Raw genomic sequence first — 12,438 nt, forward strand, 5'->3', positions numbered from 1 at the left:
ATAGGACATTTCTATTTTGGTAAGAATAGGACATTTCTACTTTGGTACGACAGGGTGGAGGCTTACCTTTGACAACATACTGTAAACTGTGTTATCTTTGGATGGAAAGAATATGCGGTGTAATGATACCTGGTTGCCCGCGTATCTGTAATAACTGTGGGAGGTTGCAAATTTTAGAATTAACCCGCGTGATTGGCGGCAGCATGGACGTCGTATTTTTTGTCTATGGGTTGTCTTTTATCGTGATGGGGCTTGCTATCGCGTTAAAGCCGAAAGAGGGCAGCGCGTTTAAGTGGACGGGGACACTTTGGCTGCTGGCAGGCTTTGGTTTACTCCACGGGGTGAACGAATGGCTGGATATGTGGGTTATCATTAAGGGCACTGATAAGACGTTAGATCTTATACGATGGTTTTGTCTGGTCGGTTCATATGTCTTTTTATTTGAATTCGGAAGGAGGCTCGTCAGGGTTTCAGTTGTGGATTCTCCCTCCTGTCAGTTGATGGCTGCCAGATACATGGGCTGGTGGTTGACCGCAGGGGCTGTGGGCTTAGTCCTTTTCATCCGCATAGTATTTCAAAACATATTAAACCTTGACAGCGCCGCCGCAAGATATCTCCTTGGATTTATAGGGTCGCTGATGACGGCATATGGTTTTTATTCATATTACCGGTGTGATAAGAATATGTTGTCAAAAATAAATGTAAAAAAATATTTTTTTATAACGAGTGCGGCCTTTTTTGTGTATGGTATTTTGGGGGGATTGGTCGTTAACAGGGGGGCTTTCTTCCCCGCTAACATTCTCAACACCGATTCGTTTTTGAAAGCAGTGGGGATTCCCGTTCAGGCATTGCGGGCAGGCATTGCTTTGGTAATTGCCTTTTCCATGATAAATATTTTAAAGATATTTAATTGGGAAGTCACAAACAGGCAAAAAGAAAACTATCTAAGGCTACGGTGTTCGGAAGAAAAATACAGAACCCTCATAGAAACTATCCCCGACATCGTATATATGATTGACAAGGATGGAATTTTTGTGCTTGTCAATAACGCTGTCCGAGCGCTTGGATATGAGCCAGGTGAACTTATAGGCCAGCATTTCAGCAAAATACTATTTCCAGAGGATGTTGAATCCGTAAGCCGCAGCATCGCCTTGTCACAGCAAGTGGACAAGACCGGCGTACCTAAGTTTTTCGATGAAAGAAGGACTGGCACAAGAGGCACATTCGGATTGGAAGTCCATATAGTAAAAAAGAAACATGAGGGCAGTTCTGGCAGCCCTGATGTAGTACTCGGAGAGGTAATAATTGGAGAGGTAAATAGCAGCGGTGTCTATGAAATCAATGCGGCATCACTGGAAAAAGAGTTTACCGGAACTCTTGGACTGATAAAGACAAGGGTTGCCGGTGGTTCGACTGGTGTCATAAGGGATATCACGGTGCGCAAACGGGAAATGGATCAACTAAGGAAATCCGAACAGATGATGGAGGCAGTTGCACAAAACCTCCAGGATATGGTAAATGAGGAGATAAGGAGCAAGTTAAAAAGAGAGCATATCCTCGTTCAACAGTCCAAACTGGCAACCCTGGGGGAGATGATAGCCGTTATAGCCCATCAGTGGAAGCAGCCTTTAAATGTCATCGGTTTAATCATCCAGGACTTAGAAGACGCCTTTGGATATGAGGGCCTGGACGCGGAATATTTACAAAATGCGGTTAAAAACGTATTTGAACAAATAGATTTTATGACAAGGACTGTTGACGATTTCAGGAATTTCTTAAGACCCTCAAAAGAAAAAGTCAGGTTTTGCATAAAAAAAGAGATAGAAGAGATATTATTTATGAATGAAACTTTGTTAAAAAGAAACGATATTATCGTCTTATTCGATAAGGAGAATTTGCCTGATTTCTGTGAAATAACAGGTTATCCGAATGAATTCAAACACGTAATATTGAACTTAATAAACAACGCGAGGGATGCAATATTGTCTTTGGGTAAAGAGAGGCTCCCTGATGAGGTGGTGGAGGGAAGAATATCCATAGGCATCACAAAGAAAGACAATGCTCTAACGATAACGATAAGCGACAACGGCGGGGGTATTCCACCTGAAGCAATGGAAAAGATATTCGAGCCTTATTTCACGACGAAGCCGGAACAGGAAGGCACCGGCATAGGATTATACATGTCCAGGACAATAATCGAAAGCAGGATGGGCGGCAAACTGACTGTCAGAAATATTGACGGCGGTGCCGAGCTTCGCATAGAGCTGCCGGCAGGGTAAAATATAATATCAGCGCAACAATTCCTTGAATTTCTCCACGGTTAGGTCGGCATCCCTAATGATGCTTGATAAAGTTTTTGGATTCAGGATTTTTCCTGAATGATAAGGGACGGTTGTCCTCCTGCCTTCCTTATTCTTATATATCTTGTGGCTTCCGCTTTGCCGTGAAAAGATAAATCCAACCCTTTCCAATACTTTGATTGTATCGGCAGCGGTCACTCTCGGAAGTTTTTCGTTCATACTGCGACTTCCATCAGGGTTAGACTTACTGAATCAGGCTGTGGAATCTCTTCCCCGTTTTCCATTCTGTCTTCTATGTGAAGAGCAATTGCATCTTTGATATTTGCCATAACCTCTTCATAAGTATCACCCTGTGTGTAGCACCCCTGAAGTTCGGGACAGAAAGCAAAATAGCCTTCGACATTTTTTTCGGTTATCACTGAAAATTTATATATACTCATCTGACGACCTCCTGACAGTTTAAGGATTAAAGACGAAGGGGGGTAACCCCCCTTCACCCGTATTTTTGCCAACGTTTTGTCTATTGCGTTTAGGCTGCCGCCCGTTGGCGGCTTCTGTATTGCAGCCATGAGTTTCTCACTCACTCTTTCTGTGTTTTTTAAATATCCCCATCCCTCTTCTGAAGAGGGTGTGTTTTTTTGCCGCGTCTGTCCTGCTGGTTTTCGGCATATATTTCTTTTCACGCCATACGCAGATATTATTGGCAATCTCCTCATCAAGGGCGATGTTAGACCCCTCGCATTCTATGACGAACGATGGATATGTCTGGTGGAGTTTTATGTTTACGCCGGGCCTTATCTGGAGGCCGTTTAATCTGTGAAGCTCATGGTCCTTCCTGCAGTTGACATACGCCACACGCGCGGCCTGTCCTATCTCCATTTCGGTCAGGTGGATGACAGAGCTTTCTATCGTCGTAGCGGCACTGTCGCAGCACTCCCCCGGAGGAATCGGCAGCCCCTGCGGACTTTCCTTAGGATGTCCCAACATAGTGCAGATGCTATCCACAAGGGCAGGCGTAACCATATGCTCAAACTCGCACGCGCCCTCTTCAATATTCTTGGTCATTCCCATTACGTCAAAGAGCAGCCTTTCGGCAAGCCTGTGGGCGCGGATTATGCGTCTGGCGCGCTCCTCTCCCTTTATTGTCAGCGCTACGGTATTGTCGTCATCAGAAACAGACGCCAGGCCACCGGCAAGACATTCGTTGACGATCTGTATATTAAAATTAGCCCCTATTTCAGCCTCTAATTCGGCCATAGAATCCTTCCCGTCCTCCTTCATATACCATAAGGCCTCAAGATACTCGTCCAACTCCATTGAGTCTTTCATTTCAACTGACCTCCAATTATCCACACCCCTAAGGGTGGTATGTAAATTAGAAAAATATAAGTAAAACCCTGTTCAAAACCCCGGCTATTATCACTGATGTGACCGTCATGACAGATACCATGAACACAGTGGACCTCCATCCCTGGTGTTTTACTATTATCCCTATGTGGGCAAGGCACGGCACAAACATCGTGGTCAGGACTACGGCGACGATGCTCTGAACGTAATTCAAATGTCCATTTTCAGACATTTTTATTATCACGCTGGCAGCGGCCTCCCTACGTGCGATTACCAGAATAAGGGCGTCAACCATCTCGCTGGGCAGCCCCAGAAATCCCTCAACTACTGGTTGAAGAAATACCTTCATAAGTCTTAAAAAACCTGTCTTATCCAGTGTAAACATAGCAATAGAGGCATACATAAACGCTGGCAGCGCCTCCTCTAAAAACCAGTACAGGCGGTAGTAGGTCTTCTTTACGACGGCCTTCAGATTCGGCATTCTAATAGCGGGCAACGCCTGTATAAAACAGTCCTTGTCGTCATCTTTGATAATCTTATTCAGGATAAGGCCGGTTACCGCCTCTATGGCGGCAAGCACGGAGAAGGCTATAATAAAGGCCGACATTCCAACCCTGCCCAAAAGGCCCATATTAAGCCCAATCTGCGGGGCGCAGGGTAGGGCAAACGCGATGAGAAAGATGGTTATATATCTCTCCTTAGGTGAGGTCAGAGTTTTGGCCGTTAGTGTGGCCATTGTCTTACACCCAAACCCCAGCACCATAGGCATAATGGACGCCCCGCTCAGGCCAATCTTATCAAAGACACGCTTCGATAACACACTCAGATTGGGAATATATCCCACATCCTCCAGTATATTGTAGAGGATGAAATAGACCGAAAGTATAGGCAGCACGGTCAACAATGCCCCGGCCACGCCAAGCGTAAACACCCCGTACGGGCCTATAAAGAAATCCTTCCAAAATGGATACGTAACCAGCGAATCTATACGTGCCTGCACCGGCAGCCACAGCAGCTTTTCCATCCAGTCAGATATCCAGTTGGCCACGTTTACAACAAGAAAATATGTGATAACTATAATGCCCATAAGAATCGGGACGCCGAACACGACCGACCGGCACATGCGGGCAATAGTCTCTGATACCCTGCCAGAAAATGCCACCTGTCTTTTGATGATTTTATCTGTAACCGTGTCAACCCACTCCGCCCGTTTATGATTTATCGTCCTGGCAAGATTCCCCTTAAAATACTCCTGAACGTCATCAACCGCGTCGTGTATCTTCTGGAGCTGGCCTTCGGAGACATTGTCTATCAGGTAATTATCGAGGAAAGGGTCGTTAAGCAGCGCTAAAATAGCTGTTTTTTGTTTATATGGAAGCGCCTTAGGAAGGAGTGTCTCCACGGTGGATATGCCTCTTGCCATAATATCCCCGTAGTGAATTGCAAGTCTTCCCACGCGTGCCCTTTGAATCGCGTTTTTGAGCCTGTTCGTACCGATTCCTTTTATGGCTATGGATTCAACCACAGGGACGCCGGTGATTTGAGACAGCGTGTCGGAGTCTATCCACATACCCTTTTTTGAGGTCTCGTCTATGGCGTTAACTGATATTACCATAGGGATTTGGAGTTCTATCAAATCAGCGGCCAAGGCCAGTGATTGTTTAATCAGGTTGGCGTCTATACATAAAAGTAACACATCAGGTTTTTCCTTAAATATCAAGTCCCGCACTACAAGTTCGTCCTCCGAATGGATGAACAGGCAGTAAAGTCCGGGTGTGTCATAGACCTCGTATCGCTCTTCGCCCATGCGGAATTGCCCCTGCTTGACGCATATGGTAGACAAGGGGTAGTTGGCGACGATAGAGTATTCCCCCGTGAGATTGTTAAATATCTGGCTCTTGCCGCTGTTTGGAAGGCCGGTGACTATTACTTTTTTAGGGGGTGTGCGAGCCGGTAGTGAGTGGCCGGAGGCCGGGGCCTCCACCGTGGCAGCCAGTTTTGCAGCCTCGTTCGTATCTTTTTTTTGCTTAAACACCATATCCACCGCCAGAAAAGCCTTTATTTTTAAATATTATACTTGACAACTCAGACAAAATAACATTAATATTCATGGCACGCTAAAATAACATAATATCTAACTAAATGCAAACCAGGCTTTCGGGCTTTATAGAGATTTGAAGTGAAAAAGGAGGATGAAATGGCAGAGGCAAGCGAGTATCAAAAGGAGATAGAAAAACTAAAGCAGAGGCTTACCGAGATTGAATCGCCAGCGGCGGATGGGATAGCGGCAACCGGCGCGGGCAGGCCGTCTGACGCGGCGAGGGTTGAGGCTCCAGACATACAACCCCAGCCCCTACACACACAGCCGTCAGGCTCAGACATCTCAGACCAGAAGATAGCATCGGCCATAAGGACAGCCCAAAAACCCATCGTTTCACAGGAAAGGGAAGTCGGCTCTGAACCTGAAAGCCCGTGGGGTCCGGTAGGGCTTGACGTCGGCACAAGCAATATTGTTATGGCTCAGAACAAGGGTAACAAAATACAAATGATTAAACAACTCAACGCCTTTTTCACTATCCCCCAATCCAAATTCACCAAACAGATACTCACACAAAACAATGTCATGTTTTTCGAGCATAATAAACGCTACTACATAATCGGTTACTCCGCCGAGGGCTTCGCCAATATGTTTAACTCCAACACGAGGAAGTCAATGGAAAAAGGTCTTCTAAGCCCACGTGAGGACGAGGCCGTTATTGTCATACAGTCTATTATCAACACCCTGATTCAGAAACCTAAGAAGTTCGGCGAGATAATATGTTTCAGCGTCCCCGGCCAGCCCATAGAGAGGGAAGTCATCATTACCGGGCACGAATCAATCATAAAGATGTACCTGGAGACACTTGGCTACATGCCTGTCTCAATAAACGAGGGCCTCGCCGTGGTAATGTCAGAGCTGTCAGAGGATAACTTCACGGGCATAGGCATAAGCATGGGCGGTGGCATGTGTAACGTCTGTCTTTCGTACTTGTCGGTGCCGGTAGTAACGTATAGTATTCAAAAGGGCGGCGACTATATTGATGAAATGACAAGCCTTGAAGTTGGCGAACCCGCCACTAAAATAAAGGTTGTAAAAGAGGAATCCTTAGACCTCTCAGTTCTGCCTAAAAACAAACTGGAGCTGTCCATGCACCTCTATTACAACGACCTTATCAACCACCTCGTAAGGAGTATTCAGGACGTTATAACGTCGTCTGACCATATACCAAAGATTACCGAACCGATCCCGATAGTGTTAAGCGGCGGTACGTCCATGCCCAAGGGATGTAGGGAAAAATTTGAAAAGGCACTCAATGCTATCAGGCTGCCGATTGAGATATCCTCGGTCAGGGTTGCAAGGGAACCTCTTAACGCCACAGCCAAAGGGGCGTTGGTAATGGCCATGGCAGAGTCCCGTTAACATAGAGCCATCAGCGATAATATGTCTCTTAAGGTAATCATCTTTTCAGCCGATACCGTTAGGGGAAGTATGATACAAAAGGCTCTACAGAAATGGGTTGAAGTCCCCGCTGATGAGACGATTGGCAGTGTGCAGTCGGGCGATTCGCTGCACGGCGGCACGAGTTATAGCGGAGGGCAGTCTGGGGAGGATGTGCCTGCTCTGCTGCTGCTTAAGAACTTACTCTATGCGGCAGATGCCATTGCAAGGGATAAACCAGCGGTCGTGGTATTGGACACTAAGGGGTTTTATCCCGGAGAGCTGGAGAAGTTCAGAAATTGCTGCGCGCAGTTGTTTGCACAGGCAGCGCCTTTTAAAGTATTGGCTATAGGAAACTCAGAACATAAGGATTTGGCGATTTTAAAAGATGTGGTAAGCGATTGGTGCATGGATACCCCGATTGACCCCGTGCTGATAGTGTCGAAGGTTAAAATGCTCCTCACCGCCGACAATGAAATCGGTATCAACGATGGCAGACCATCTGAGGCCGATGACCTATTGGACAATCTCATAGGATTTCTCCATATAAAGTGATGGATTTCTTTTTTAAAGTATATTTTATGGATAGGAGCGTGTGACATGCCTCAGAAGATCATTGCCATTGTAGGCCCGAAAGGAGGCATTGGCAAGAGCACCATATCGGCCAATCTCGCTATCGCCATCGCCGCCACGGGTAAGAAAACGATTGCCGTTGACCTCGACCTTGGCGGGGCAAACCTGCATGTTATACTTGGGGTAAGGAGTTACGAGTATTCGCTTGACGATTTTGTCCTTAAACATATAAAAACCCTTGATAAGGCGCTCATCGAAACAAATATTCCAAATCTGAAACTCATCTGTGGCGGCTCTAAGATTCCTGATATAGCCAATATGCCATTTCAGCAGAAGGTCAAGCTTATTGGGCACATTTCAAAACTTAACTGTGACGTTGTGATTCTCGATTTAGCGGCTGGTTCGGCCTTTAATGTGGTGGATTTCCTGTTCATAGCGCAAGTCGGGCTTTTGGTGACCTCACCTGAGGTAACATCTCTGATGAAGGCATACGGGTTTATTAAGACGGCGATATTCAGGCTGTTGACATTTCATTTTAAGCAAAGGCATACAGAGCTTTTCATGGAACTCCTTGAGAAGGCAAAGGATGTAGACGCCAATCCCGCTTTAAACACAATAGAAAAATTTCTCAAAGAGGCCGAAAAAATAGACGCCGAACTTGTGGAATCGGCCCGTAAGAAGATCGCCCGCTTCACGCCCAGTTTCGTAATCAATATGGTTCAATCCGCGCGTGATATAAACACGGGCATGGTAATTCAAAATCTCGTAAAGCAATACACGAACATAAACACGAGGGTTATGATAACTCTGCCAAGTGACGAGGCCGTTAAGCGCGCACTATTCAAGACAAAACCTGTCTTACTTAGTGAGCCGATGTCGCCGTTTTCAATTGCCATCAAAGAACTGGCGTATAAGTGCATGAACACGGGTTAACCCCGGTTCTAAGAAGTCAAACAACTGGATTAAAAGGAGGGGCATATGTCTAAAAAAACTGATCGCAGGTATAAGTTCAACTGGGAGTTGCTGGGAGATTTAGAAGTGGGACGTCCCAATCTTGGCCATCAGATGCGGGTAGAGGTCTATCGTCTGATGCAGTTCAGTTTCAGGGATGTTATTGAGGAGCGTTATGGCTCTGACGAGACCGACAGGATATTTTACGATGCCGGTTTTCTGGCAGGCAAGGAGTTCTACGACAATCTCATAGGGCAACAGGCAGACCTCAACAGTTTCGTTAAGAAACTTCAGACCGTGCTGAAAGATATGGGTGTAGGCATCCTTCGCGTGGAGGAGGCAGACCTTGACAAAGGCCACCTGACGATGACCGTGTCGGAGGACCTGGACTGCTCAGGGCTGCCTGATACCGGAATGGAGCTTTGCACCTATGACGAGGGTTTTATTGCCGCGCTTCTTAAGAGTTATTCTGGTAAATCTTTCACGGTCAAAGAGGTTGACTGCTGGTGTACGGGTGACCGCACCTGCCGCTTTACCGCTGACACTGACGGGGCCTGATGGACGAACGCACCGCTGCCATACTGGAGCAGCTTGCCAAAGGACGCCTCCCCACAATCCCCCCGGATGTGGAATACTCAGAGCAGCTTTCACGGCTCACAGGGTATCTGGATGCGATACGGGGCTTCGCGCTTGCCCTTGGTAACGGCGACCTCAGCAAATCAATAGAACGATGCGGGGTAGGGCCGGTTGCCGGCAGCCTGAAGGCGCTCCACTCCAGCCTGAAACACCTGACATGGCAGACTAAGCAAATCGCGGTCGGCGATTTCTCCCAGAGGGTTGATTTTATGGGGGAATTCGCATCGGCCTTTAACAGCATGATTGAAGGCCTCGACGAATCCCGAACTGAGCTTGAGGAGGCATACTCGCGCATGAATGACGACATGATTGAGCTTCAGCGCATATCGGCGGAGCTTAAGGAGAGCGAGGAGCGCTTCAGGCTGATTGCCGAGAGTGTCAGCGACGTCATCTGGACGCTGGACGCCTCAATGGATAGGTTTACGTATGTAAGCCCGTCAATTGCGGCCCTGCGGGGATTCACTGTTGAGGAGGCCATTAGTGAGACCTTCGCACTGGCCCTGACACCTGAGTCTTATGTCTATGTTCGGGATATCCTGATGCAAAAACTTGCTCACTATAGGGAATCAGGGGATATGGAATGTTTTTCGGAGAGGATTGAGGTAGAGCAAAAATGCAAGGACGGCAGGATAATCCCCGTTGAAGTAGTCATTTCAGCCATAACCACGGCGGATGGGCAAATCAAGGAATTTGTAGGAATATCAAGGGATATTACAGAGCGTAAAAGGGAGGAAGAAAAGCTGAAATACAGCAGCACGCACGATGCCATGACAGGGCTTTACAACCGTGCCTTCTTTGATGCCGAATTGGGACGCATAGCCCATGGCCCGTTGTTTCCGGTCAGCTTTATAGTGGCAGATTTGGACGGCCTGAAGCGGGTGAATGACACAATCGGGCATAATGAAGGGGACCAGCTCATCAGGGGGGCATCCGACGTGCTTAAGATGGCGTTTCGTGGAAGTGATATAGTAGCGCGTACGGGCGGCGATGAGTTCCTGATTATTCTCAGCATGACTGACGCGGAATTAGCCGATAAATCAATAGAGCGTATAAGGAGATATCAGGAACAGTATAACCTCAATAGCGGCAATCTGCCGGTGTCCATATCACTTGGTGCTGCAACCGCCCATAACGCCGACGAAATTGAATCAGCCATAAAGGAGGCCGACAAGCGCATGTACGAGGACAAGGTATCCCGCAAACAGCAGCGCGTCGGGTAAGGAGTGAGGCTCCCCGCCGCAAGCGGCGGGGGATAAAAATCCATGAGATTTAAAGCACCTCTGCTATTGCACCCAGGGAATCCCTAAAGCCTGCAGTGAACTGCCATTCCAGTAGTACATCTCTCCGTCATCCCCAGCCATTATAAAACTACCACCCACCAGCCATTGTACATACTGTACGGATGACTGTAAATATCTTGTCCATACCACATCTTCAAATTTCGCCCCGTATTCCGTGGCATTTTGAGTATAAACAGCGTTTATCCACTTCCTTGCCATAGCAGAAGCTTTCCAATCACTCATATAGTCCCAGCGGCCGGTAAGGATATTATTATATACCTTACCGTCTGAATACGCTAAAAAAGAATACCTACAATCAGTACCACAATAAGTCTGTACCGTGTAGTATAAGCCTCCTGAATCTGATCCCGTTGTAAGTCCCATTGGGGGTCCATAACCATTATTATGGCTATTATTCAAATCATTAATTACGCGGTATAAGACTTCGCTTGCCGTATCGTTGTCCCGTTTAAAATTAATCGCCAAAGACATATTCGACGACATAGTAACACTACATAGATCAGAAGTAATATCACTAGTAATATTACTACAATGGGAGGTATCTGGCCAATATGCGATTTGAGAGTTAGTATCTTCCGTTGGAAACAGCGCAACTACCGTACCAGGAGAAAATAACCCGGTACAGGTATTGCCGCTGCAGCTTAAACCCGCGGGGAAGCTTGCTACTGTACCCGAACCAGTGCCGGTATTCGTTATGGTCAGGGTATAAGATGATAGCGTAAATACCGCGTTTACATTTTTGGCCGCGGACATTGTAACGCCACAATATATACCCTGGGTAGAATCGCACCCTGACCAGCTTGTAAAGGAAGAACCTGAATCCGGCGTCGCAATCAGTGTTACCCATGAGTTTGGAGTGTATAGGCCATAACAGGTTGCGCCGCAGTCTATCCCGTAGGGGCTGCTTGTTATAGTTCCCGTGCCGGTGCCGGATTTCGTTACGGTAAGCCTATAAGTTGACGTTGATTGAAGCTGCAACTTTGATATAAAGGCATTACGGGTACCTTTAAGGGTTTTCTGAAATACTCCGGTCGTTATAGGAAAATCCGATGAGCTTGTTGCTCCGGTAACATAGGCATTATAGTAGGAATCGAATGCTATTGCATAAGGTGTATCGCCAAAGGCATAAACAGTATTACCACTGCCGCCAAGATACGTTGAGTACACAAGCGCGGAGCCGTAGGGGTTAAGTTCTGTAACAAAGGCATTCTGCAATGTGCCTTTCATTTTATTCTGGTAAGCGTCAGATGTCACAGGAAAATCCGATGAGTGTGTGCTTCCGGTAACATAGGCATTGCCTGAGGGATCTATCGCTATGCCAATGCCGGCTTCTCCACCAGAACCGCCAAGATATGTAGAGTACAAAAGCGCAGTCCCCGTGGAGTTTAGTTTTGTTACAAAGACACTAAAAGAGCCTTTATATTTAATAGTAGTCTGAAATGCACCGGTTGTTACAGGGAAATCTGTTGCGCTTGTAATTCCGGCAATATACGCGTTGCCTGCCGTATCTACTTGTATGCCGTAGCCCGTTTCACCAAGACCGCCGGTGCTGCTTCCGCCAAGATATGTTGAATACGCAAGCGAGGGGTCAATGACTAATGCCTTAGTCTTGTCGTATCCGGCTACGTTGAAACTAACAAGATTGCCTTTGGTAACCCGATATTTGCCGTTGATTTCCTTCTTCACACCGTCTATTTCCTGATAAACAAGTGGCTTGTGCATAAGCATCTTACCGAACTTTGAGGCGATTACTAAGCTGCCGTCTTTGTCAACGCTAAGCCTTCTCGCCCCCACGGCAAATTTGTTCTGACGGATAAAACAAGTTCTCATGGGAAGTTGCAATGATTTCCAG

At 46.9% G+C, this 12,438-nt stretch carries 11 protein-coding genes; 6 read left to right on the plus strand and 5 right to left on the minus strand.

The genetic code is table 11. From position 1 onward, the window contains the following. Nucleotides 1-164: 164 nt before the first annotated feature. Entirely contained in the window at nt 165-2,279 is a 2,115-nt protein-coding gene (locus AB7D94_RS13160; RefSeq protein ID WP_420266350.1) for a PAS domain-containing sensor histidine kinase, read from the plus strand. 9 nt (nt 2,280-2,288) lie between these two features. On the opposite strand, the gene AB7D94_RS13165 is transcribed toward AB7D94_RS13160, so the two are convergent. The 4 genes from AB7D94_RS13165 to AB7D94_RS13180 all read right to left on the minus strand — a co-directional run bounded on the left by AB7D94_RS13165 (nt 2,289) and on the right by AB7D94_RS13180 (nt 5,685). Further along, nucleotides 2,289-2,519 (minus strand): type II toxin-antitoxin system HicA family toxin, encoded by a 231-nt coding sequence (locus tag AB7D94_RS13165; protein WP_420266351.1) that lies wholly within the window; start codon nt 2,517-2,519, stop codon nt 2,289-2,291. Next, nucleotides 2,516-2,740 carry a type II toxin-antitoxin system HicB family antitoxin gene (locus tag AB7D94_RS13170; protein ID WP_420266352.1) on the minus strand — a complete coding sequence of 75 codons (225 nt, stop codon included), beginning with the start codon at nt 2,738-2,740 and terminating at the stop codon, nt 2,516-2,518. The genes AB7D94_RS13165 and AB7D94_RS13170 overlap by 4 nt, the downstream gene beginning before the upstream one ends. A 136-nt stretch (nt 2,741-2,876) precedes the next feature. After that, nucleotides 2,877-3,629 (minus strand): metal-dependent transcriptional regulator, encoded by a 753-nt coding sequence (locus AB7D94_RS13175; RefSeq protein WP_420266353.1) that lies wholly within the window; start codon nt 3,627-3,629, stop codon nt 2,877-2,879. Between the two features lie 46 nt (nt 3,630-3,675). Beyond that, a complete protein-coding gene (locus AB7D94_RS13180; protein WP_420266354.1) occupies nt 3,676-5,685 on the minus strand; it encodes a FeoB small GTPase domain-containing protein in 2,010 nt (669 codons plus the stop codon). A gap of 159 nt (nt 5,686-5,844) precedes the next feature. On the opposite strand from AB7D94_RS13180, the gene AB7D94_RS13185 reads away from it, so the two are divergent. The 5 genes from AB7D94_RS13185 (at nt 5,845) to AB7D94_RS13205 (ending at nt 10,505) form a co-directional block, all read left to right on the plus strand. Continuing rightward, entirely contained in the window at nt 5,845-7,107 is a 1,263-nt protein-coding gene (locus tag AB7D94_RS13185) for a disk-shape morphogenesis protein volactin (protein WP_420266355.1), read from the plus strand. Between the two features lie 69 nt (nt 7,108-7,176). Next, complete coding sequence (locus tag AB7D94_RS13190) at nt 7,177-7,680, plus strand: hypothetical protein (RefSeq protein WP_420266356.1); 504 nt, start codon at nt 7,177-7,179, stop codon at nt 7,678-7,680. Nucleotides 7,681-7,725: 45 nt separating this feature from the next. Next, nucleotides 7,726-8,631, plus strand: a complete 906-nt coding sequence (locus AB7D94_RS13195; RefSeq protein ID WP_420266357.1) for a nucleotide-binding protein — start codon at nt 7,726-7,728, stop codon at nt 8,629-8,631. Between the two features lie 45 nt (nt 8,632-8,676). Next, complete coding sequence (locus AB7D94_RS13200; RefSeq protein WP_420266359.1) at nt 8,677-9,207, plus strand: V4R domain-containing protein; 531 nt, start codon at nt 8,677-8,679, stop codon at nt 9,205-9,207. Next, on the plus strand, nt 9,207-10,505 hold the full coding sequence (locus tag AB7D94_RS13205) for a sensor domain-containing diguanylate cyclase (protein ID WP_420266360.1): 1,299 nt from the start codon (nt 9,207-9,209) through the stop codon (nt 10,503-10,505). Before AB7D94_RS13200 ends, AB7D94_RS13205 begins: the two co-directional genes overlap by 1 nt. A 63-nt stretch (nt 10,506-10,568) precedes the next feature. Here AB7D94_RS13205 and AB7D94_RS13210 read toward each other — a convergent pair. After that, nucleotides 10,569-12,438 (minus strand): SBBP repeat-containing protein (locus AB7D94_RS13210; RefSeq protein ID WP_420266361.1); only part of this gene is annotated, 1,870 nt, incomplete at its 5' end.

Source organism: Candidatus Magnetominusculus dajiuhuensis (genome assembly GCF_046044395.1).
Classification (GTDB): Bacteria; Nitrospirota; Thermodesulfovibrionia; order Thermodesulfovibrionales; family Magnetobacteriaceae; genus Magnetominusculus; species Magnetominusculus dajiuhuensis.